Raw genomic sequence first — 22,758 nt, 5'->3', positions numbered from 1 at the left:
GAGTGCCACAAGTCATTTGTAGCACGAAAAGTACAGATGTTCGAGATTTGTGTCCACGGGTGGACAAGTATTCGAAGCGGTGCTATAAATCGAACGTACCAACTAAATCGAACATTATGGCGACTGTTTCAAATTAAGTGTCCAGTGGGATGCCTATGGTGAGTTCGGTCGTCGAAAGGAAAAACATGTCTCTACTTATTAATTCTCGAAATGACCTGGCAAAGCGTAATTCTGCAGACGCTCTAGTGGTTTCTCCCGCATCTGTATGGGATGTGGATCGATATGCTTTTCGCGCAGCGCGAGGGAGCGGTGATTCGCGGTATGTTCGAACTCTCCGCGTGGAAGATCGAACGACATATCGTTCGAATCGAGTGAAATCTGGCGGGGGCGACGGTCTTTCACAGAGAGCTCAACGTAGCGCGGTGAAGTCGAACACAGGTAACTACGTTTTAGGTGGCGTGTTTGGAATCGCGGTCTTTTTGGGCACGCTCCTAGGCGGATTGGGAGGGGCGGAAGGAAGTAGTGCACCGCAACCGCCGACCTCAGACATTCAACAGGTCGAGGCTGCTGTAGTGCATTAGTGAGGCGGTGGCCTTATGCTCGGTGGTTGGGCGGACTGCTGGGCGAGTAAACTACTGGGGTAACAACGTCAGTGAAAGGACCTCTGTGTATTGCCCCTTCTGCCATAATGAGCAATCCCGTGTCATTGACTCCCGCGTCGTCGATGCTGGAGCGTCGATTCGGCGCCGGCGTGAGTGTGCTTCGTGTAAGGGGCGTTTTACCACGGTCGAAAAGGCCGTGTTGTTGGTGGTCAAGCGGAACGGACTCACGGAACCTTTTAGTCGAGATAAACTGATTCGCGGCGTACGGCGCGCCTGTCAGGGGCGAGATGTGGGTGACGATGCCCTGAAAAAACTGGCGCAAGAAGTGGAAGAAACCGTACGCGGGCATGGTTCCTCTCAGGTCAACGCGAATGAGATTGGCCTGGCCATCTTGGAACCGCTTCGCGATCTTGATGAGGTGGCCTATCTGCGTTTTGCCTCGGTCTACAAGTCCTTTGAAAGCGCTGATGATTTCGAATCTGAAATTCGTCTCATGCGAAGGCGCGACCGAGAGGATTTCTAGCGCAATTTGTCAACGGCCTTCTGGATGCGGCGGAGTGACACTGCGTGAGCGGTGCCGAGGCGTTGGGCGAATAGTGAAACGCGAAGTTCCTCCACCATCCAGCGAATGTCCTTGACTTCGCGCGTCTTTTCGCGGCCAGGTGGTAGGCTGCGCAGCCGGTTGGCGAGGTAGGCCTTGGCGTTATCTACCTCGGCCTGGCGGTCTGCGTCGCGGTCAGGGTCAAGGTTCATGTCCTCCAAGCGAATGCGCATGGCTTGGATATAGCGTGGTAGATGACGCAGGTGGGACATGCCATGGATTGTGATGGCATTACGGGGTAGGAGGAGCTCCAATTGCTCGCGCATGTCATCGATGGTCGCACCGTCCCAGTGGGCGAGTTCGGCTCGCAGGTTGGAATACTCGGCGAGTCCTGGGGCGATAGCCACCACCGCTTGACGCACACGGCCCGGAACCTGGGGCTTGATGGTGTCTTTGAGCTTCTGGAAAGCGGAAGGAGTGCGGACGGGTCCGCCGGCCTCTAGCATCAGGTCGCGTATGGCAGCGACGCGGGCGTCGTTGACCAGGCCATCGGCACCGCCGTGGGGATAGGAATCGACGGCGACGCGTTGTTGCAGCGGCAGGCCCTTGACCATTTGTGCAGTATTGACCGCAATGTCGCGCATAAGCAGGGTAAGGGTGGTGGTAACCATAGCGGCATCGGCTGCGGCCTTGGTGGGATGTACCTTGAGTTCAACGCCGTCCTTTGTGGCGACGAGGGCGGGGTAAGCCGTGACTTCGTGGCCGTCGACGTTGGTGGTAACCGTGTCATCGATGGCACCTAGAGTATCGTCGGTCCACTCGCTGACAGCGGTGGACTCAGCGGTGCGAGAGACACGGGACACAGAGGATTTGATATGCCCGGACTGGCGGCGGATAAGCGCTGCGAGGTCGCGGTCGGAGTCGACGATCTTGCCGCGCTTGTCGATGGCCCCGTAGTTCATCCTCAGGTGCATCGGCAGCTTGCCGGGCTGGAAATCGGTGGCGTTGATGCCTTGGCCGCCGAGTTCATGGAGGACGTCGGCAAGCTGCTGGGTGATGGTGCCTTCATAAGGGACGAGGCGGTCGATGGCGCGCTCAGCGAATTCGGGTGCGGGAACAACAGTGCGGCGCAGGGCCTTGGGCAGGCTGCGGATGAGTTCGGTTACGAGCTCGAGACGCAGGCCAGGGACGAGCCAATCGAAGCCTTCGGTATCTAAGCCGGCGAGCATGGGGATGGGCACCATCACGGTAACGCCATCGAGTGGATCGCCGGGTTCAAATTTATAGGTTAGTTCGTAGTCGATGGAACCCTTTCTCCAGTGGTCGGGGAAGGATTCTTCGGTGACCTCGTGGGAGTCATCGATGAGCTTTGCCGGATCGAAATCCAGCAATTCAGGGTTGCGACGGCGTTCTTTTTTCCACCACGAGTCGAAATGACGGCCGGTTGTTACCTTTGCTGGGATGCGCTGGTCATAAAAGTCGAAGAGGGTGTCTTCGTCTACGATGAGGCCGCGGCGGCGGGCTTTTTCTTCGTATGCGGCGGCGTCGTCAAGCGCTTGGGCATTGGTTTTGAAGAAGGCGTGGTGGGTATTCCAGTCGCCGGCAACGAGCGCGTTGCGGATGAACATATCGCGCGCGGCGGTGGGATCGACGCGGTGGTAGGGCACGGTGCGGTCGGCCACAATGGGTACACCGTAGAGTGTGGACTTCTGGTGAGCGATGGCGGCGGCGCGTTTGCGGGACCAGGTGGGCTCGGAATAGTTGTGCTTGAGCAGGTCTGCGCCAAGCTTTTCTACCCAGGCGGGATCGATGGTGGCGACGTCGCGTGCCCAGAGGCGGGAAGTTTCCACCAGCTCGGCGGCCATGAGGAACTCCGGCGGCTTTTTGGCCAAGGCGGAGCCAGGAAATACCAGGAATCGGGTGTTGCGCGCGCCTTGGAATTCTTTGGAGTTGCCATCGCGGGCGCCGATATTGGATAGCAAGCCTGACAGGAGTGTCATGTGGATATCATCGGCGCGGCGCTCGGTACCTTCCTGGTATGTCCAGCCCAGCTGCTTGGCGACGTCCTTGAGCTGGCGTACCAGGTCAAACCACTCGCGAATGCGCATGTAATGGAGAAACTCCTGCTTCATGCGTTTGCGGAATTTATTGCCGGATTGCTCGTTGCGGGTTTGTTTAATGTAATCCCAGAGCTTAAGCATGGACAAGAAATCCGAGGACTTGTCCTTGAAGCGGGCGTGGGCTTGGTCGGCCTGGGCCTGGAAATCAAGGGGGCGTTCGCGAACGTCCTGGATGGTCATGGCGGCGACGATGATCATGACATCATCCAGGCATCCGTTGGTATTGGCCTCAATGAGCATGCGTGCCATACGCGGATCTAGCGGGATGCGCGCTAGGTCGCGGCCAGTAGCGGTCAGCGTGGGCTTATCCTGCTTGTCGTGGAGAGCGCCGAGCTCGTGCAGGAGGTTAAGGCCATCGCGGATGGCCTTGTGCTCGGGCGGTTGGATGAACGGGAATTGTTCGATGTCGCCTAGCTTGAGCGAGACCATCTGCAAGATGACGCTGGCGAGGTTGGTGCGCAGAATTTCTGGGTCGGTGAATTCGGAGCGGCTTTCAAAGTCCTGTTCGCTATAGAGGCGAATGGCGATGCCATCGGCAACGCGGCCGCAGCGGCCGGAGCGCTGGTTGGCGGAGGCCTGCGAGATAGGCTCGATAGGCAGGCGCTGGACTTTGGTGCGCGTGGAATAGCGCGAGATACGGGCGGTGCCGGTATCAACCACATAGCGGATGCCGGGCACAGTAAGCGAGGTTTCGGCGATATTCGTGGCCAGCACGATGCGGCGGCCACGGTGTTCGCTGAAAACGCGATGCTGTTCTTGATTAGATAAGCGGCCAAAGAGGGGAGTGACCTCGACGTTTTTCCACTTCTTGCCTTCGATGGCCTCCATGGCATCGCGGATATCGCGTTCGCCAGGGAAGAAGCAAAGGATATCGCCGTCGCCTTCGTGCATCAGCTCTTCGATTGCCTCGGTCAAACCGTCGAGCGGGTCTTGGTCCACCACCTTTCCGCCGGCCTCGAACTCGAGGGGCCGGTAACGGATTTCTACCGGGTAGGTGCGGCCGGAGACCTCGATAATGGGGGCAGGGTTTCCGTCGGCGTCGGCAAAATGGGCAGCGAAGCTTTCCGGATCGATGGTTGCGGAGGTAATGATGACCTTGAGATCGGCGCGCTTGGGCAAAAGACGCTTGAGATAGCCCAATAAAAAGTCGATGTTGAGGGAGCGCTCGTGGGCCTCATCGATGATGATGGTGTCGTACTTGTTGAGGAAGCGGTCACGCTGCATCTCGGCGAGTAGGATGCCATCGGTCATGAGCTTAACCGCGGTGGTCTCAGAGACGCGATCATCAAAGCGGATGGCGTAGCCGACGGATTCGCCAATCTTTTGGTCCAGTTCTGAGGCGATGCGTTCGGCCACGGTGCGCGCTGCAATGCGGCGTGGCTGGGTATGGCCGATTAATCCGCGGCGGCCGCGGCCCAGATCAAGACAGATTTTTGGGATCTGGGTGGTCTTACCGGAGCCAGTCTCGCCCGCAATGATGACTACTTGGTTGTCACGGATGGCTTCGGCAATATCGTCCTTACGGGCTGTGACGGGGAGGGCGTCCGGGTAGGTGATGGTGGGGACGGCGGCGTCGGTAAGCGCGACGCGCTCAGCCGCAGCGTGGATTTCAGCGCCGATTTCTTGGAGCGCTTTCGGGGCACGGGCCTTTTTCAGGCGGCGGCGGAAGGAGCGGGCTTCGGCCAAGGTGACATTTTCGAGTGCGGCGAAAAGCTCGTCGCGGGAAGGGGTTTCATTCATAGTCATGACTAGGCACAGAGTTTACCTGCCCGCCTGAAATGAGGAAAAGTTGTTAAAGTGAAAATACTTATCCATGCACTGATTCGCATTCCTTAAGGAGGAACCCCGGTTATGACGAACCCGTATTCGGGTGGAAATGATGATTTTCCGCGCTACGAACCGACCGATCACCCCGAGGACCGACCAAACTACGGACAGCTTCCGTCCTATGGCGGAAGCCATGAAGAAAACACCCAGGGCTATGTGGGCTACCAAGCAGGCCAGCGCCCATATACCGGCAAGGTCTCTGCCGTAGACGCCGTTTCTTGGGCGTTTAGGACCGTCTTTAGCAATTGGAAGCTGTGGATTTTGGGATCTCTAGCGCTTTTTGCGCTAGGCATTGTTTTTGTTGTTATTGCAGCTGGCATCAATGCTGCGGGCGACTCCGGCGCGGGTCAGGCAACCGCAGGCTCTTTGGTCTCTCAACTCATTTCGACTGTCCTAAGCCTTGTTTTGTCGCTGGTAGTTATGCGCCTGGCGCTTTTCCAGATTGATGACTCTCGCACCGGTTGGGGCTACCTGTTTAAGAACGTGCGTTGGTGGCAGCCGCTGGTCATCATGCTCGTCATCGGGGCGGTGTCGATGTTCATTGTATTCTCTGTAGTAGGTGGAACCGTCACTGGGCTGCTTGGTGACGCCGAGAATCTCACGGAGGAAGAAGCAGTTGCGGCAGTATTAAGCGTCATGGGCATCATGGGCGTACTTTTGGTGATTAGTTTCTTTATTCAACCACTTTTCTCACTGATGCAGTGGTTTGCGGCTGACGGCGATGGCGTTGGCGAAGCAGTAAAGAATGGCTTTAAGGCAGGCAAGGACAACTATGGCCAGATGTTGCTGCTTGCCATTTTGAACTTTTTCATCATTGTTGCCGGCTTCTTGCTTTTGGGCATCGGCCTTATCGTGGCGTATCCGGTTACGCTCTTGGCACAGGCGCACATGTTCCGCCAGTGCGCGGGGCGCAATACTCTCCCGCAGGCGTAGCGCACCACAGTTAAAGGCCACCGTTCCAGTTAGGGGCGGTGGCCTTTGGTGTGCTTGGCGACGCCCCCGTGGGGCTTGCCGTGAACGATTACTGCCGGGAGCGCTCAATCGCCTTGTTATAGGCGGCGGTGATGAGCGTGCCGAATTCGCGGAATTCCTCGGCGCGGGCAGCGGAGGAGCGGAATACGAGGCCGACCTCGCGTTCGGCTGTGACGTCGGGGGCGAAGTGGGCTACGGCTACATCCTTGCCGTGGCATTCGGTTGCCAGGGCGGATTCTGGGACGAGGGTGCAGCCCAGCCCGCCCATGACCAGCTGCATGATGGTGGTCAGGGAGGAGGCGCGGGTGACCGAATTGGTGGCCTCGGCCGGGTTGACGTCGGCATGGCGGCAGAGATCGACGATTTGGTCGCGCAAGCAGTGGCCGTCGTCAAGCAGCAGCAAATCTAGGTCCTTAAGCTCTGCGAGCTGGACGTCCTCGCGGCCGGCGATGGGGTGATCGGGTGGGCAGACGATGGAGAATTTCTCCGTGTACAGCGGGCTATCTACCATGCCGGTGGCCTCTGAAGGAAGGGCCATGATGGCAAGGTCCAAGTTGCCGCTACGCAGGCGGGTAATGAGGTGCTGGGTTTGCTCTTCTACAAAGCGTGGCTCGAGATCCGGGTAGGCCTCCGCAAGCATAGAGAGCAGATCGGGGAGGATGTAGGGGGCGACGGTGGGGATAACGCCGATGGTTAGCGGGCCTGCGAGGGTGCCGTTGGCACCGCGTGCGTGGGCCAGGAAAGTATCGGCTGCCTCGAGGGTGGCTTTGGCATAGGGGAGAAGCTTTTCACCGGCCGAGGTGACAATGACCTTGCGGGTGGAACGCTCGATGAGCTGAAGGCCTAATCCCTGTTCGAGGGCGACGAGACCTTGGGAGAGCGAGGGTTGGGAGATTTCGAGCTTGGCGGCTGCGGTTCCGAAGTGCTTATTTTCCGCAATGGTGACGAAAGTGCGCAGCTGAGCAAGTGTAGGGCGATACTCTTTATTATGCATGCCTATCACTCTAACACTCACCTATAGGATTTGCTATTGACGCGAGCGAAAAAGATGGTATAACTGATCGTGTTGGGCCGGATACGGTCCGGCCCCGCTGCTTATAAACCAAGTGGCTGGAAACTTAGAGGAAGAGCCTTTAATAAAGGAGTTGAAGACTATGCCTATTTTGACTGTCGGCGAGAAGTTCCCAGAGTTCAACCTCACCGCCCTGACCGGTGGCGACCTGCATGACGTCAACGCTAACCAGCCGGAGGACTACTTCGAGCAGGTATCCTTGGACAAGTACGAGGGCAAGTGGAAGGTCGTCTTCTTCTACCCGAAGGACTTCACCTTCGTCTGCCCGACCGAGATCGCTGCCTTTGGCAAGCTGGACGAGGAATTCCAGGACCGCGATACCCAGATTCTCGGCGGCTCCACCGATAACGAGTTCGCTCACTTCAACTGGCGCGCAACCCACCCGGAGCTGAAGGAAGTTCCATTCCCAATGTTCTCCGACGTGCGCCACGACCTCATCCGCGCATTGGGCGTAGAGAACGCTGATGGTGTTGCTGACCGCGCTACCTTCATCATTGACCCAGACGGCGTTATCCAGTTCGTATCCGTCACCCCGGATGCTGTCGGCCGCAATGTAGACGAGGTTCTGCGCGTACTTGACGCTCTGCAGTCCGAAGAGGTCTGCGCTTGCAACTGGGAGAAGAACGACCCCACCAAGAACATCAACAAGATGGACGTCGTTCAGTCCGCGCTCTAAATCTCACTGAGATGCAGGTTAACCCCGCTTTCGTGGCGGGGTTTCCTTTTGAATCCAGCGCAGTAAATTCCTATCAAAACCTAAAAGGAGAAAAGCTATGTCTATTGATAATCTGAAGTCTGCACTGCCGGAGTACGCCAAGGACCAGAAGCTCAACCTCGGTGCGCTGACCCGTTCCAAGGACTTGGACGAAGAGCAGCTGTGGGGCTGCCTGCTGGCATCTGCTGCAGCAACGCGCAATGACACCGTGCTGGCAGAAATCGCTGAGGAAGCAAAAGAGCACCTCTCCGGGGAGGCTATCGAGGCAGCCTACGGCGCAGCCACCGTCATGGCGATGAATAACGTTGCTTACCGCGCCAAGGGCTGGTTGGGCGATGACTACGCACAGGTAAAGTTTGGCCTGCGCATGAACATCATCTCCAAGCCAGGCGTGGACAAGGCCAACTTCGAGCTGTGGAATACCGCAGTCTCCGCCATCAATGGCTGCGAGCACTGCCTGGGCGCTCACGCTCACGAGCTCAACGAGGCTGGTCTGAGCAAGGAGCAGGTCTGGGAGGCCGTCAAGGTCGCTGCCGTGGTTCAGGCTGTGGCACAGGCTGTTCAGATTGAGGCCGCACGCTAAAATAGCCGGCCTTTAGCCGCCCTCGCGCTTGCCGACGTCCCCCTCACTCGGGGCGTGGCAGCTAGGGCGGCTTTGTCGTTTTGGCTGGCTAGTACTCCACGCGCAGGTCCGACAGTCGGACTTCGCCAGCCTCATCGGAGGCATCGAGATCTACCGTAGCGACGAACTGGTAGGCGTGGTCGCCGTCTGGGTCCTTGATGATCTGGCGCACGGACCACGCACGCGAGTCAGTATCGCCTAGGCGGAAAAACTCCGGGCCGCGGGCCTCGGGGCCGGAATCGATGTCATCATACTCATCGAAGTAATCATCTAGGATAGCGCCGAAGTCCGGCACCTCGTCCAGGTAATCGAGCAGCTCCGCCAAGCGGTCTTCCTTTTCCAAAGCAAAGAGCTGCACCAAGCGGAACATGTAATTGCGCACCATGATGGTAAAGGCGCGGCGATTGGCCGTGAGCGCGGAGGGGTCCTCCACGCCAAAGGCCAGCTCGCGGTCCACTGTGTCTTGGTCGATGGGGGAGTCTTCGCCGGCCATCTGCGCCCATTCGTCGACAAGCGAGGAATCCACCTGGCGGATAAGTTCACCCAGCCAGATGACGATGTCCTCGAGCTCCGGGGTGTTGTACTCATCGGGGATGGATTGTTTGAGGGTACGCCAGGCATCGGTCAAGTAACGCAAAATCACGCCCTCGGAGCGGGCTAAGCCGTAGGTGGCGACCAAATCCGAGAAGGTCATTGCATTTTCGAGCATGTCCCGGACTACGGACTTGGGGCGCAACTCGAATTCCTTGACCCACGCATTGGTCTCCGCAAAAGTATCGTAGGCCTGCTCCAAAAGCTCCTCGAGCGGTTTGGGCCAGGTGATATCCTCCACGATATTCATACGATCGGTGTAGTCCACTCCATCCGCCTTCAGCGCGGCAATTTCCTCGCCGCGGCGCTGTTTCTGCTGCGCGATGAGCACCTGGCGCGGGTCATCCAGGATGGACTCGAATACGGAAATAACGTCCAAGTTATAAGTGTCCGCCTCCGGATCCAGCAGCGAGAGCGCGGCTAGGGCGAATGGTCCCAGCGGTTGGTTAAGCGCGAAATCGCGGGGGAGTTCTCGCACCAAATGATAGGGTCGGCCGTAGATATCCAAGCCCTTGGTGGATTTTTGCACTACGCCAGAATCCACCAGCCCGCGGAAAAGGTCGAGGGCTGTGAGAATGTCCTTATTCTGCTTGCTGCGATTATCGTGATTATCCCGCAGCAGATGGCGCATGTGTTCATAGCCATTGCCATGCCGCGCCAATACATTAAGCAGCATCGAGTTAGAGACGCGGAATTGAGACGTCAGCTGCTCAGGCTCAGCCTCAGTAAGGCGCGCAAAGGTCTTTTCGGACCACGAAACCTCGCCCTCTCGAGCGGACTTTTTCTTTAGCTTCTTCAAGCGCTTGGGGTCATCACCGATGCGGCGGCGTTCCTTAGCATTTTCGATCTCGTGCTCGGGGGCCTCGACCACCACGGTGCCCTCGGTGTCATAGCCGGCGCGGCCGGCACGCCCAGCAATCTGGTGGAATTCGCGCGACTTGAGGATGCGTTGGCGCTGTCCATCGAACTTAGCCAGCCCCGTCATCAGTACGGTACGGATGGGCACGTTAATGCCCACCCCCAGGGTATCGGTGCCGCAAATGACCTTAAGCAGGCCCTTTTGTGCCAGGCGCTCTACTAAACGGCGGTATTTGGGCAGCATGCCCGCGTGGTGGATGCCGATGCCCTTGCGCAGCAGCTTGGATAAATCCTTGCCAAAGGCAGTGGTGAAGCGGAACCCACCGATTTCCTGGGCAATCGCTTCCTTTTCTTCCTTAGTGATGATCCCCGAAAGAGAGGTGAGCGCCTGGGCGCGCTCGGCCGCTTCACGCTGCGAGAAGTGCACCACGTAGATGGGTGCCTTCTTATCGGCCAAGAGCTCCTCGATGGTCTCGTGCACCGCGCTAAAGACATAGGAAAAATCTAGCGGCACGGGGCGCGTAGTACCAGCAACCAGGTCGGTAGCGCGGCCGGTACGACGGCTAAGGTCTTCTTCCAACCACGTGGTATCGCCCAGGGTGGCGGACATAAGCAAGAACTGCGCCTTGGACAGCTCTAGTAGCGGCACCTGCCAGGCCCAGCCGCGGTCCGGTTCAGAGTAGTAGTGGAACTCGTCCATCACCACCTGGTCGATATTGGCCTCGGCGCCATCGCGAAGCGCAATATTAGCCACAATCTCAGCCGTAGCGGCGATGATGGGGGCATTGCCGTTGACGGTGGCGTCACCAGTCATCATGCCCACATTTTCCGCGCCAAAGATATCGCAGAGAGCAAAGAACTTCTCACTTACTAGAGCCTTGATGGGCGCCGTATAAAAACTGCGCTGGCCACGGGCCAAGGCGATAAAGTGTGCGGCATTGGCCACCATGGACTTTCCGGAGCCAGTCGGGGTAGCGAGGATGACATTATCGCCGGCCAAGATCCCCAGCGAGGCCTCCTCCTGCGCTGGATACAAATTAATGCCCCGGCCGGTGGTCCACGAGGTAAAGGTATCCCAGATTGCCTCATCTACGAGGGACTCGGGCACTTCCGATAAATCTGGCAGCAGCTGAGATAAGTTCACCCCCACCACCTTAGCGGTGATGAGGGTGGGTTAGTTAGATATCGTCACCTAAGTCGCCATCGCCCTGAGCGGAATCTGAATCATCCGTGCCGTTATCGGCTTGAGAGCCCTCGCCATCGGCGGAATCTTCGCGGTCATCTATGTCAGAGTTAATGATCTGCTGGCTTTCTTCCTTATCCAAAGAAGCCAAGAAGGCTTGGAACTCCTCGCTGATTTCCTCGCCGGTAGGCACAGCTTCCTCGCCGGGCATGATAGCCTGCGGGTGTTCCTTGCGGTAGCGCTCCATATAGGCGTCATACTGCTGCTCGAGTTGCTGAACCACGCTTTCTATCTCATCCGAGCCACCAACTTGTTCTTCCAGTTGGTTTTCTACGCGGGAAATATCAGCCTCGATGCTGCCCAAAGGAATATTGAGGTGCGCGGCCCGAGCTACCGAATCCAATAACTGGAACGTGGCTTGCGGGTAGGGCGAAGCCGCAAGATAATGCGGCACGTGGACGGTATATCCGGCTACGGTGCGCTGCTTATCCGCCAGTGCTTTTTCCAGATACAGTGCAGCAGAGCCTGGGACCATCATGGTGGAATCCATCGACAACATATGCTCAGTCAGACGGGAGGAAGTGCCATGCGCCGTGACCACCGTGGGGCGGGTGTGCGGAACCGGCATAGGTGCTGCATAGAGCATGATGGTGTCATTGATATTGAACTTTTCCACCAGCTTGACCACAGCAGTAGTAAAAGCCTCCCAGCGCATGTCGGGCTCTGGGCCAGACAGCAGTAGGAAGGTTTTGCCGGAATTATCGCGCAGGACCTTGATACCCAGGTCCATCGATTCAATTTCTAGCGCCCGATCCTTATCGATGGTGACGGCTGGCCGGCGCGAGCGGTAATCAATCAGCTCATCAGAGTTAAACGAGGCCAGTTGGCGGCCTTCCAAAGCTGCCTTCAAATGGTCCGCACTAGCCTCGATGGCCTGGCCGGCGTCTGCATAGCCGTGCATGGCAACAATCATGGTGGGGCCTTGTCCGTCACCGGAATCATCCCTAATCACCGGGGCTGGATACTCCAGCTCATACATGCGGCGATCTTCTTCGTGCATGTTGTGTTACCTCCTTGCTTTCTTACCTACCCCAACGCCGCAGGCGGGCTCAGTATTCCCGCGCGCACTGGGAGGTTAAATAACTGATTGTGCCCCAAATCGCCGCACATTGCCAGCGCAATCCCGGGCGGGGTGTGGACAAGCCGCTTGCCGACGCCCCCTCACCCCGCCTATCCCCAGATTCTTACCACTTCTCGATGCTTGTCCTATACATGGTTGCGCGCGTGGCTGAAGCTGGGGCCATGAACATCTCAACACCAACTCAGCCCATTCGTACGCCCGGCGATATCCTCGCCAATATCCCAGGAATTCTCGGATTCTTCCCCTCCGAATCAGTCATCCTCATCTCCATCCAGCCCAGCCCACACGGATTCAGTATGGGGCCGGTAGCCCGCCTCAATCTGAACGATGTCCCTGCCGCCTTGCAAGAAGTGATGGATGCATTTCACTGCGGCAACCCCGAAAGCATCTTTGGTTTCGTTCTCTCTCAACGCCAAGAAGAAGATTTATGGGATATCTTGCACTCCCTCTACCGCTTTCAGGATCGCTCTGGTGTGGGCATTGACGCTTGCTGGCTGGCCGAAGAGCTATCTACTGATACCGCCTACGACCTCATTTTTGGCCACGCGTCCGAGGACGGCGAGGGTCCGCTGCAGAATTGGATGGAAGGAACCATTCCCGCCATATCGACGAGCCACTCCATGCGTGCGTGCGTGAATAATGGCATGCTTCCTGAACTCAGCCGCAATGATTTGGTTCAGCGTTTTAAGGACCACAACCCATACTTTGGGAAAGAAGAAATTAGCGCAATGGAGCGATGCTGCAGAGAAATCGCCCGCCAACTGCGCGCCGGGCGCGGTTACCAAACTTCAGATCCAGTGCAGGTGGTGAAGCGCCTTATCGCTGATGTCCGCTTCGTGCTCAGTGAGGTGGAATCGCTGGAGGAGACTTTGGAAAATGAGGAATTGCTGTGTGCAGCAGCCATGTGGATGTCTACCACGTGGACCCGTGACCTGGTTATCACAGAGCTGGTGTCTGCGCCGCGGGAAGCAGGGGACCTCCTCCTAGCGGTGGCACGTACATTCCAGGGGTCCATCCGCTATAACGCCCTAGCCTTATACGCAGCTAGCCAGGTATCCCATGAATTCGGAATCTATGCGGGTCCGGCGCTTTCTGTACTAGTAGAAGAGGCGCCCCATCATAATTTGGGGCGCCTCATAGCGCAGGGGTATCGCAGCGGCATGGGAAGGCGGTTGGTCACGAGCCTCTGCCATGGCTGTGAGCTAGCCCGCGACGCGGCGGGGCTTGGCGCCGATGCCCCGCAAAGTAGCTTCGGAGGCTAGGCCCGCTTCGCTGAATGTGCCTTATCGCCTAGCTGGCGGGTGAAATTCCATGCATCGGTAACGATCGTTTCCAGATCCGTGCGGGTGGGGTTCCATCCGAGTTCCCGCTTGATCTTCTCTGAGGAAGCGATGAGGGTGGCGGGGTCGCCTGCGCGGCGCGGAGCCACCTCAGCAGGAATGTCGTGGCCGGTGACCTTGCGGCACATCTCAATGACCTGCTTGACGGAGTAGCCATCACCAGAACCCAGGTTGTAAATGCGGTGACTACCAGATTCATTGGATTCGAGAGCAAGCACATGGGCATCGGCCAGATCACGGATATGGATATAGTCACGCACTGGGGTGCCGTCTGCGGTATCCCAGTCATCACCGAACATGAAGATCTTATCGCGGTGGCCCAAGGCCACCTGCAACACGATGGGGATGAGGTGGGTTTCTACCTCGCGGTTCTCACCGATGTTTCCGTAGGCTCCAGCCACATTGAAGTAGCGCAGGGAGGTCGCCCCCAATCCATAGGCGTGGGCGAAAGAGGTGATCATGTAGTCGATGGCAAGCTTGGTTGCACCATAGGGATTGGTGGGCTGGGTTGGCATATCCTCTGTAATCGGCACTTGGTCCGGCTCACCGTAGGTTGCAGCGGTGGAGGAGAAGACGAGATTTTTGACCTCGTTATCCCGCATGGCATTGAGCAGCGTCAGGGTAGTAACGACATTGTGCTGCCAATACTCATCGGGCTTTTCCACGGATTCGCCCACCAACGAGCGCGCCGCGAAGTGGATGACACCCTCGAAACCACCTTCTCCCAGGACCTCGGCGGCCTTATCCGCCACGTCGCCCTCGACGACGCGGGCTGTTTCTGGAACGGCTTCGCGGTTTCCGGTGGAGAAATTGTCAATGATGGTTACATCATGGCCTTGTTCGACCAATACAGCGGCGCACACGCTGCCGACATAGCCGGCGCCACCGGTGACAAGAAGTTTCATGGTTATACCTCCACGCGCACTGCGTGCGCCAAGTCGTCGGAAAGCACGACGCTGCCGCCATCCGGTGTCGACAACGTAATCGTGCCGCTGTTATTGACTACCGATACCTTTGCTCCCACGCGGATTCCGGCAGCGGTGAGTTCCTGGAAGGTGCCATCATCAACCTGCAAAATCTCATTGACCTGGATGACGGTGGCGGAGACCTCCTCACCATTGGGGAGATCGACTGCGCGGGTGCCCTGGTCCGGCTGCGGAGCATCGAAGCCCAGTGCAGACAGCGCCGGGATAGGGTTGCCGAATGGTGACCGGGTTGGATCATCGAGAACCGCGACCATGCGTTTTTCTACTTCTTCGCTCATCACATGCTCCCAACGGCAGGCCTCGTCGTGAACTTTTGCGATGTCGAGCCCGAGGACGTCGGTAAGCAAACGCTCTGCCAAACGGTGCTTGCGCATGACTGCGGTAGCCAGGTCGCGGCCCTTGTCCGTGAGATCCAAACTGCGGTCGGTACGCACGTGCAAAAGGCCGTCGCGTTCCATGCGAGCTACAGTTTGAGAAACCGTAGGCCCAGACTGCTCCAAACGCTCCGCGATGCGGGCGCGAAGGGGAGTAATACCTTCTTCCTCTAGCTCGTAGATGGTGCGTAGATACATCTCCGTTGTATCAACTAGGTCCCTCACGTGGGCATACCTTTCTGTGTGAATACAGTTTCGCGGCTAATCTCCCGACCAAGGACGGGAAAGCGCTTTCTAGACTCTGCAGTCCAGATTAGCCTACCTAAGCCCTTGCTCGCCGCGTCGAACTAAGCCGCTGCCTTTCTAACGCCAAACCCCGAGCCCGTGGCAGTATTGTGCCGAATGGACTCGGGGAGGGGGACTGGGCGCGGAGCGCTGCCAGCCCAGATTAAAGAGCGTACTCGCGCAGGCGATCGGCGCGGTTGCCATCGCGCAGCTTTGCCATAACTTCGCGCTCAATTTGGCGTACACGTTCGCGCGAAAGACCGAAGCGGCGACCAATCTGATCCAAGGTGCGCGGAACACCATCATCGAGGCCGTAGCGCAGACGAATTACGTCCTGCTCGCGCTTTTCCAAGGTGTCAATCACTCCGCGAATATCGGAATGGCGCATGGAGGCTACGACCGCGGTTTCTGCATCGGTAGCTTCGGCGTCTTCAATGAAGTCACCCAAAGGAGCTTCTTCATCGGTACCTACCGGCATATCGAGAGAGACTGGGTCGCGCGACTGGCGCAGCAGCATCTCAATCTTGTTTTCGTCAATGCCTGATTCCTCCGAAAGCTCTTCATTGGTAGCTTCACGGCCCAGGGATTGATACATCTCGCGCTTAATGCGGGACAGCTTGTTGACCTGTTCTACCAAGTGGACTGGGAGGCGAATGGTGCGAGACTGGTCAGCCATGCCGCGGGTAATTGCCTGGCGGATCCACCACGTGGCATAGGTGGAGAATTTAAAGCCCTTGGCGTAATCGAACTTTTCCATCGCGCGGATGAGGCCGAGGTTTCCCTCCTGGATGAGATCCAGCAATGGCATACCGCGGCCGGTGTAGCGCTTTGCCAGCGAGACCACGAGGCGCAGGTTGGCTTCAAGCAGGTGGGAGCGTGCCTTTTTGCCTTCGCGGGCGAGGATTTTAAGGTCACGCTTTTCTGCACGGGTGAGCTTTTCAGCGTTATTGAGCTTGTACTCCGCGTACAGTCCAACTTCGATGGCCTGAGCGAGTTCTACCTCATCTTCCGCGCTGAGCAGTGCGGTCTTGCCAATGCCGTTGAGATAAACACGAACGAGGTCGGCAGAGGGGTTGTCGTTGGTTTGGTTGCGGCGAGATCCGCGATCTACTTCCTGTTCTTCATTAGTAGTGGCAGCTGAAGCGCCCTTGGCGGTGGTGGCAGATGTCTTCGTCATAGTGAAGCCTCCTGAATTTGTCGCCGGTTTCACAAAGTACAACGGAGTCTTTAGAGATTTAGTTCCCAATGTGGAAAGAATTGATAAAACGCGGCGTTCCCCGTGGTACGACTCCACCTTTTCGGGGGAGATGTGCCACGGAGAACGCCGCGCTCTGCGATGGGGCAGGTACGTAGAAGTACTATCCGCGTACCTGTACGAGATAGCGGTAGATGGTGGGTTCGGAAACACCTAGCCGCTCTGCTGCTGCGGCAATTCCTCCCTTAAGAAGGAAGAATCCTGCATCCTCCAAATCTGAGACCACCTCGAGGCGCTCCTCGCGCTGCATGCGAGGGGCAGGGGTGTTTTGGTTAGAAATGGCGGAGTCCAACATTGAGTCCAGAAGGTGTTCCACGTTGGAACGCAAAGACTCGCTGACTCCTTCCTTGTCCGCTTCTTCCTCTACCGGTTCCTTATCTGGAACTGGGTCTGGTACTGCAACGGGGCGGTTGGGTAGCTCAGTTTCACCTGGGTAGCCGCCGAAAGCCTTTGACTTATCGAATGCGGGATCATCGGCCTTGCCGATGAGTGCTGCGGCCGCATCGCGAATGTGTACTAATTCGGATACATCAACATTGATGCACAGCATGCCGCGCATATGCCCGGAGTCGTCTCGGATGAAGTAGCTAGAGGAGCGGCAAATCTTGCCTTCCGCATTGACGGCGCGGTAGCCGGTCATCATGGGGATTGCTGCGGCATCGCCCTGTTTCATAAACCATAGAGCGAAGTCGGTCACCGGGCCGCCAAGTTGCCGGCCGGAGATGTGCCCATTGGCGATGGCCATGATGGATTTATCGGGAACGTCGAGATCGTGGAGGACGATTTCGGTGTTGGGGCCCATTGCCTTACCGAGGAATTCGACGAGGGGAATATACTGCTCGAGGAAGTTTTCTTCGGAGGCACTGCCGCTAGGAAAATTCATTAGCTGAAGCATGTCCTTTAATTCCTGTCAGGTTATAGCGAAGGTACCACATGGAAGCGACTCGGTGGAAGAAAGGGAATAGTCCGAAGAAAGCCGGGTGAACACTAGCGGCTTAGCGCTGTGCTCACCCGGCTCATCGCTTCATTACAGGGTGTTCTTTATCCACACACCGGGACTGGTGGGTGAACTGCTAGGGCCAGACCACCTTGTGAGGTCTCCCTGTACTTGGCATTCATATCCTTACCAGTCTTGTACATGGTCCAGATGACTTCGTCCAAAGAAACACACGGCTTGCTCTCACGCTCTAGCGCCATGCGAGCACTGGTGATGGAGTCGACCGCAGCAACGGCGTTACGCTCAATGCAGGGTACCTGAACCTGTCCGAGGACTGGGTCACAGGTCAAGCCAAGCTTGTGTTCCATGCCAATCTCAGCTGCGATGCATACCTGCTCTGGGGTAGCGCCCATGAGCTGGGCGAGTCCGCCGGCAGCCATGGAGCACGCCACACCAACTTCACCTTGGCAGCCGACCTCAGCGCCAGAGATGGAAGCGTTCATCTTGTACAGGGAAGCAATCTGGTTGCAGGCGAAGATGTAGTCAGCGAACATCTCCGTGGTAACTGGCTCGACAAACTTGTCGTAGTAAGCCAGGACTGCGGGGACGACACCACAGGCGCCGTTCGTAGGAGCGGTAACAACGCGGCCGCAGGCTGCATTCTCTTCGGAGATAGCCAGTGCAAACATGTTTACCCAGCTGAGGATGTTCAAACCATCGTGCGGTTCGGACTGCTCAAGACGACGCTTAAGGGCAGCCGCGCGACGCGGAACGAGCAGGGAACCAGGCAGCGGACCATCGGTGGAGGAACCGCGCTTGATGCCGGTGTACATGACATCGCGAACCTTGCGCAGGTGCTCATTGACCTCATTTTCAGAGCGCAGTGCCAATTCGTTGGCCAAGCCCAGCTCGGGGAGGGTCATATCGTTCTTTTCGCACAGTTCGAGCATTTCTGCAGCGCTGGCATATGGGAAGGGGATATCAACCTTGACGTCCTGCCGCTTTGCAAAGTCTTCCTGCTTGACGATGAAACCGCCGCCGACCGAGTAGTAGGTCTTGTGCAGGATGTTTTCTTCGCCGGCGAAGGCGATAAGACACATACCATTTTCGTGCATCGGGAGGTATTCGTCGTGGAAGAAGAAGCCGCCGTCCTTGGGGAATTCTACCTCGTGGGTGCCGCCCAGCATGAGCTTCTCGCTGCTGCGGACGTTCTTCATGAATTCGGAGATGCCGTCGATATCAACGGTCTCTGGCTCTTCACCGGCCAAGCCGAGGAGGATGGCCTTGTCGGTGGAGTGGCCGATACCCGTGAGGGAGAGGGAACCGTAGACATTTGCCTGCACTCGAGTGACCTTGTCAAAGAGGTCTTTTTCCTTGAGCTCGTCTACGAAAGCCTTGCCGGCCTTCATTGGCCCTAGGGTGTGTGAGCTTGAGGGGCCGATACCAATCTTGAACATATCGAAGATGCTGATGAACATTGTTCTTTCCTTGAATCCTCTGCGAATTTCTCGTCTACGGCGGTGCTTAGAAGGCGTGGACGATGGAGTAGATGATGGTTGCTAGGGCGACGAGGCCCATGAAGAAGACGAAGTAGTTGGAAGCCTTGCCCTTGTAGCGCTGGAGAGCAGGAACCTTGTGGATAGCGACCATCGGGATGATGAAGAGCATGATGGCAATCGTTGGACCACACAGGGTTTCAATCATGCCCAGGATGGACGGGTCAGCCCAAGCGACGAGCCAAGCGGTAACCAGCATGAAGATGAGGGTGATGGTGTCGAGCTTGTGAGCCGACTGTGCGTCATCCTTGCTTGCGTTCTTGCTGCCCTTGACGATGAGACCCTCGAAGCCTTCGGCTGCGCCGAGGTAGTGGCCAAGGAAGGACTTAGCAACTGCAATCATGGCGATGATAGGAGCAATCCACTGGATAAGTGGGGTATCGAAGTGGTTGGCCAGGTAGGACAAGATGGTGATGTTTTGTGCCTTAGCTTCTGCCATATCAGCCGGGGAGAGGCTCAGGGCGCAGGAGAAGACGAAGAACATAACCACGACGACCATGAGGATCTCAGCGCGGAGCAGGGTCTTGCGGGACTTGGCTTCTGCGAACTTGCCGTAGGTCTGGCGGCGGTCAACGGCGAAGGAAGAAATCATCGGGGAGTGGTTGAAGGAGAAGACCATAACCGGAACCAAGAGCATCAGGGTAACGCCCATGCCGTGACCAGAGGCTTCGCGAGCAACGTTTAGGTCAAAGGAATCGAAGAGTGCGGTGTTCCACTTCGGGATGAGGTAAAGGGAAAGGAGAACCAGGATGCCGATGAACGGGTATACCAGGTAGGACATGACGTGAACCACGACGTCCTTGCCCATGCGGACAATCAAGATGAGTCCACCAACGAGCAAGAGAGAGGTTAGCCAGCGGTGCGGCGGGGTAACGCCGAGCTGGTGCTCCAGGAAAGAGTTGACCGTGTTGGTGATGGTGACTGAGTAAACCAGCAGGATGGGGTAGACCGACAGGAAGTACAGGATGTTCATGAGAACACCGGCCTTCTTGCCAAAGTGCTCTTCGACGACGTCCGTGAGGTCACCGTCTGGCTTGGAGCTGGACAGTACCAAGCGGGTCATTCCGCGGTGAGCCCAGTAGGTCATAGGCAGTGCTACGACCGTCATGATGAGCAGCGGGATGATACCGCCGATACCGGCGTTGATGGGGAGGAAGAGGACGCCGGCGCCGATGGCGGTGCCGAACAGGGAGAGCATCCATACGGTGTCTTCCTTATTCCACTTCGGTGCGCCCTTCTGGCCATCGAAGGGGGTGTCGATGCCAGGAGCCGGTGCGGCTGTCTTGGGGGGTTCGGGCATTTCTGCCCTGTTTTCTGGGTGCTGGGCTGAATTGCGCCGCTTGAGTGAGTGGGACATTTTCTTTCCTACATCTAGTTGGTCGGCCGAAGCGTTTGGGCTTCTGCAACCGTGACTGAGAAAACGATTCTCATTCAACTTTGCGTTAGTAGGACCTTGAGAAAATTTCTCTCATCCTGCTTGTCCAGCCCTTTTGCTTCGCTGTGCCTTCAGTATAGAACAGAAACTTGCAGGATGATAATAAATTATTGCACTACAGGTAAGGCATTTATCACTCTCGAAAAATTTGCAATCTGCCGTTCTTTATGGCTTGTTCCATATAATTTCACCGAGAGTGGCACCAGTCACAAGTGCTCTAATGAAAGTACTGCTTAATACGTTTTGAGGATCGTTGGGGCGGGAGAAGGGCGCGCAAATTACGTCTCAACTAAAACGGTGAAAGGGCCTTCATTTACAGAGGAGACGCGCATTTTAGCCCCGAATTGGCCTGTTTCTACTGACACGCCGCGTTCCTTGAGGTGGTTGATAATCGTTGAAACAACCGGCTCAGCTTCCGGACCTGGCGCGGCATCCGCCCATGCAGGGCGTCGCCCCTTGGCAGTGCGACCATACAAAGTAAATTGGCTCACTACTAGTACCGGAGCTGCGGCATCGATCACCGAGACCTCGCCGTCAAGAATGCGCAGTTCTGCAATTTTGCGCGCCATTTTCTCTGCTCGAGGCTGCCAATCATCCATATCCTCGCGCGAGACGCCGACGAGCGCGAGAAGACCGCCGGTATCGGGACAATCAATGGCCCCGACGGTCTCTCCATCGACGGTTACTGTGGCCTCTGAAACTCGAGTCAAAACTGCGCGCACCGCTTACTTCTCCTTATCTATCCAGTGGGTTGAAAATGCGGTATCAGCTAAGGTTCGTTGAACCGGTGTCCAAGAGGAGATCTGCTGGGATAAGCAGACCGTGGCGGACCATATCGATGACTGCGGGGAGGGCAGCGGCGGTGAGTTCTTCCTCATCGAATCCGTGCGCCGCCGCATACAGCCCAATTGTCTCTTCTAGGTTCAGACCCTGTGGGTTGAGACCAGCGACAATTGCGGCAATGTGTTCATCTACCTCGTGGCTCCAACGCGGGCCGTCTGTGCGGGTTAGGCGCAAGGCGGCGCGGGTGAATCCCTGTCCCAAATCTTCATCTGGGGTGCCGATATCTTCGCGTGCCAAGCCGGGCCTTACTTGGAAGTGCTTTCCCTGCAGTTCTCCCGGCACAAGATCGCGCAGCCACGCCACACGGGCAAAGTATTCTTCTACTTCGGGGCCAAGCGGATCGCTGAAGGCCTGCGGCATTTCTTCGGCCAAGATATCTGCAGGCTCATCGTCACCGATGCGTTGAATAGCTACGAAACCAAAACCAATGCCGTTTACTTCGTGTTCCTGGAAATGTTCGAGCCAGGCGCGAGAGCGCTCTTGCCCCTCAGGGCAGCGAATATCGAGGGATTCATCTTCGAGCCAGGTGGACACATAAAGTGCGGGATCGGCAACGTCGCGCTGAATGACCCAGGCGGCGATCCCTTTATCCGGCAACCAGGAAGCAACGCGTTGCTGCCATGTTTCGCCACTGGTGTGTACCCATGCAGCCAGAAGGTGAGCGGTTCCGCCGGGCGTCAGGTGATCGGTGGCTTGAGAGACAACCAATTCACTGGCTCCGTCGAGGTTTAATCCGGAATCGCGGTAGACGTGGCCCACTTCGGGAAGGCCTACAACAAAAGGCGGGTTAGCTACTAGACGGTCAAAGCGGCGACCAGCTACGGGCTCAAACCATGACCCAGGGAGCAATTCCACTTTGTCGCCCTCACCAGCGGCCGCGATGGTGGCCGTGGCCAAATCCAAGGCACGCTCATGCACATCGGTCGCGGTGATTTTTTCTGCGCATTCGATTTGCCCCAGCAATTGAACACCCGAGCCGGTGCCCAGATCGAGAACGCTGCTGACTGGACTTACTGGCGTGGACTGCAGCAAAGAGAGACTCGCCGCGCCTACTCCCAGCACATGGTCAGGGCCGGGTACGTGATCCACGAGGGAGGCATCGACGTCGGAGAAGATGAGCCGGTTAGCGCCCACGATGGTGTGGGGGCGGATGTCGAGGGCAATGTAGGCCATGCCGTGGGCGTCGGCAAGCGCAACCTTGGCATCCAGCAACTGGGTAGCCAGGCGCGCTCCTACGGCCTCACCCAAAAGCGTGGCAGGCAGGTGCTCGTGCAGGAGGAAAAAGCGGATCAACAAGTCCATCTGAGATTCGCTTTGCGCGGCTAGCGAAACAGGTGCCGGCTCGCCGCGGAATAGGGCTTCAGTAACCTCCGGCCCTAGGTACCCGGCCACGCCATCGGTGGTAAAGCCTGCGGCGGTAAAGACGTCCGCAAGTTCAGGGGCCAACGTGGCCAGTGCCGCGGCATCGAAATCGGGTCCAAAAGTAGTCGTCATGTGGGCAGG

The 22,758-nt window shown here is 57.3% G+C and carries 17 protein-coding genes; 5 read left to right on the top strand and 12 right to left on the bottom strand.

Annotated elements, in window-relative coordinates; genetic code table 11:
• Nucleotides 1-666: 666 nt before the first annotated feature.
• Entirely contained in the window at nt 667-1,125 is a 459-nt protein-coding gene (gene nrdR / locus ACP8J1_RS06910) for a transcriptional regulator NrdR (protein WP_023021381.1), read from the top strand.
• On the opposite strand, the gene hrpA is transcribed toward nrdR, so the two are convergent.
• Nucleotides 1,122-5,009: an ATP-dependent RNA helicase HrpA gene (gene hrpA / locus ACP8J1_RS06905; RefSeq protein ID WP_023021382.1), complete on the bottom strand. Its 3,888-nt coding sequence runs from the start codon at nt 5,007-5,009 to the stop codon at nt 1,122-1,124. The two genes, nrdR and hrpA, sit on opposite strands and share 4 nt — an antisense overlap.
• Before the next feature lie 105 nt (nt 5,010-5,114).
• Between hrpA and ACP8J1_RS06900 the strand changes: the two genes are divergently transcribed.
• On the top strand, nt 5,115-6,023 hold the full coding sequence (locus ACP8J1_RS06900) for a hypothetical protein (protein ID WP_023021383.1): 909 nt from the start codon (nt 5,115-5,117) through the stop codon (nt 6,021-6,023).
• An 88-nt stretch (nt 6,024-6,111) separates the two neighbouring features.
• On the opposite strand, the gene ACP8J1_RS06895 is transcribed toward ACP8J1_RS06900, so the two are convergent.
• Nucleotides 6,112-7,056, bottom strand: coding sequence for a hydrogen peroxide-inducible genes activator (locus ACP8J1_RS06895; RefSeq protein WP_023021384.1), 945 nt, complete (start codon nt 7,054-7,056; stop codon nt 6,112-6,114).
• A 160-nt stretch (nt 7,057-7,216) separates the two neighbouring features.
• On the opposite strand from ACP8J1_RS06895, the gene ACP8J1_RS06890 reads away from it, so the two are divergent.
• A complete protein-coding gene (locus ACP8J1_RS06890) occupies nt 7,217-7,810 on the top strand; it encodes a peroxiredoxin (protein WP_023021385.1) in 594 nt (197 codons plus the stop codon).
• Nucleotides 7,811-7,907: 97 nt separating this feature from the next.
• Nucleotides 7,908-8,432: an alkylhydroperoxidase, AhpD family gene (ahpD, locus tag ACP8J1_RS06885; RefSeq protein ID WP_023021386.1), complete on the top strand. Its 525-nt coding sequence runs from the start codon at nt 7,908-7,910 to the stop codon at nt 8,430-8,432.
• Nucleotides 8,433-8,520: 88 nt separating this feature from the next.
• On the opposite strand, the gene ACP8J1_RS06880 is transcribed toward ahpD, so the two are convergent.
• On the bottom strand, nt 8,521-11,064 hold the full coding sequence (locus ACP8J1_RS06880; protein ID WP_023021387.1) for a DEAD/DEAH box helicase: 2,544 nt from the start codon (nt 11,062-11,064) through the stop codon (nt 8,521-8,523).
• 34 nt (nt 11,065-11,098) lie between these two features.
• A complete protein-coding gene (locus tag ACP8J1_RS06875) occupies nt 11,099-12,163 on the bottom strand; it encodes a proteasome assembly chaperone family protein (protein ID WP_023021388.1) in 1,065 nt (354 codons plus the stop codon).
• 242 nt (nt 12,164-12,405) lie between these two features.
• Here ACP8J1_RS06875 and ACP8J1_RS06870 point away from each other — a divergent pair, with 242 nt between their 5' ends.
• Entirely contained in the window at nt 12,406-13,506 is a 1,101-nt protein-coding gene (locus ACP8J1_RS06870) for a DUF4192 domain-containing protein (RefSeq protein ID WP_084279100.1), read from the top strand.
• Here the strand turns inward: ACP8J1_RS06870 and galE are convergent.
• From galE to ACP8J1_RS06830, 8 genes are all read right to left on the bottom strand, one after another.
• On the bottom strand, nt 13,503-14,489 hold the full coding sequence (galE, locus tag ACP8J1_RS06865; RefSeq protein ID WP_023021390.1) for a UDP-glucose 4-epimerase GalE: 987 nt from the start codon (nt 14,487-14,489) through the stop codon (nt 13,503-13,505). The genes ACP8J1_RS06870 and galE overlap by 4 nt on opposite strands.
• A 2-nt stretch (nt 14,490-14,491) precedes the next feature.
• Entirely contained in the window at nt 14,492-15,169 is a 678-nt protein-coding gene (locus ACP8J1_RS06860) for a metal-dependent transcriptional regulator (RefSeq protein ID WP_023021391.1), read from the bottom strand.
• A gap of 223 nt (nt 15,170-15,392) precedes the next feature.
• Nucleotides 15,393-16,406, bottom strand: coding sequence for a sigma-70 family RNA polymerase sigma factor (locus tag ACP8J1_RS06855; RefSeq protein WP_023021392.1), 1,014 nt, complete (start codon nt 16,404-16,406; stop codon nt 15,393-15,395).
• A gap of 181 nt (nt 16,407-16,587) precedes the next feature.
• Nucleotides 16,588-17,379 (bottom strand): helix-turn-helix transcriptional regulator, encoded by a 792-nt coding sequence (locus tag ACP8J1_RS06850; protein WP_023021393.1) that lies wholly within the window; start codon nt 17,377-17,379, stop codon nt 16,588-16,590.
• Between the two features lie 146 nt (nt 17,380-17,525).
• On the bottom strand, nt 17,526-18,899 hold the full coding sequence (locus tag ACP8J1_RS06845; RefSeq protein ID WP_023021394.1) for an L-serine ammonia-lyase: 1,374 nt from the start codon (nt 18,897-18,899) through the stop codon (nt 17,526-17,528).
• 46 nt (nt 18,900-18,945) lie between these two features.
• Nucleotides 18,946-20,334: an SLC5/6 family protein gene (locus ACP8J1_RS06840; protein ID WP_023021395.1), complete on the bottom strand. Its 1,389-nt coding sequence runs from the start codon at nt 20,332-20,334 to the stop codon at nt 18,946-18,948.
• A 356-nt stretch (nt 20,335-20,690) separates the two neighbouring features.
• Nucleotides 20,691-21,134: a D-aminoacyl-tRNA deacylase gene (gene dtd / locus ACP8J1_RS06835; RefSeq protein WP_023021396.1), complete on the bottom strand. Its 444-nt coding sequence runs from the start codon at nt 21,132-21,134 to the stop codon at nt 20,691-20,693.
• Between the two features lie 43 nt (nt 21,135-21,177).
• On the bottom strand, nt 21,178-22,749 hold the full coding sequence (locus ACP8J1_RS06830) for a DUF7782 domain-containing protein (RefSeq protein WP_023021397.1): 1,572 nt from the start codon (nt 22,747-22,749) through the stop codon (nt 21,178-21,180).
• Nucleotides 22,750-22,758: the final 9 nt, after the last annotated feature.

It is taken from the genome of Corynebacterium sp. LaCa_205 (assembly GCF_057458085.1).
The sequence above is the reverse complement of the archived record's forward strand: the minus strand, read 5'-3'. Positions and strand labels throughout refer to the sequence as shown.

Coding starts and splice junctions, on each gene's coding strand:
- ACP8J1_RS06840 (WP_023021395.1), bottom strand. CDS start 20,334: ATGTCCCACTCACTCAAGCGGCGCAATTCAGCCCAGCACCCAGAAAAC.
- ACP8J1_RS06850 (WP_023021393.1), bottom strand. CDS start 17,379: ATGCTTCAGCTAATGAATTTTCCTAGCGGCAGTGCCTCCGAAGAAAAC.
- ACP8J1_RS06890 (WP_023021385.1), top strand. CDS start 7,217: ATGCCTATTTTGACTGTCGGCGAGAAGTTCCCAGAGTTCAACCTCACC.
- ACP8J1_RS06845 (WP_023021394.1), bottom strand. CDS start 18,899: ATGTTCATCAGCATCTTCGATATGTTCAAGATTGGTATCGGCCCCTCA.
- ACP8J1_RS06900 (WP_023021383.1), top strand. CDS start 5,115: ATGACGAACCCGTATTCGGGTGGAAATGATGATTTTCCGCGCTACGAA.
- ACP8J1_RS06870 (WP_084279100.1), top strand. CDS start 12,406: ATGAACATCTCAACACCAACTCAGCCCATTCGTACGCCCGGCGATATC.
- hrpA (WP_023021382.1), bottom strand. CDS start 5,009: ATGACTATGAATGAAACCCCTTCCCGCGACGAGCTTTTCGCCGCACTC.
- ACP8J1_RS06895 (WP_023021384.1), bottom strand. CDS start 7,056: ATGCATAATAAAGAGTATCGCCCTACACTTGCTCAGCTGCGCACTTTC.
- ahpD (WP_023021386.1), top strand. CDS start 7,908: ATGTCTATTGATAATCTGAAGTCTGCACTGCCGGAGTACGCCAAGGAC.
- ACP8J1_RS06875 (WP_023021388.1), bottom strand. CDS start 12,163: ATGCACGAAGAAGATCGCCGCATGTATGAGCTGGAGTATCCAGCCCCG.
- galE (WP_023021390.1), bottom strand. CDS start 14,489: ATGAAACTTCTTGTCACCGGTGGCGCCGGCTATGTCGGCAGCGTGTGC.
- ACP8J1_RS06830 (WP_023021397.1), bottom strand. CDS start 22,749: ATGACGACTACTTTTGGACCCGATTTCGATGCCGCGGCACTGGCCACG.
- ACP8J1_RS06855 (WP_023021392.1), bottom strand. CDS start 16,406: ATGACGAAGACATCTGCCACCACCGCCAAGGGCGCTTCAGCTGCCACT.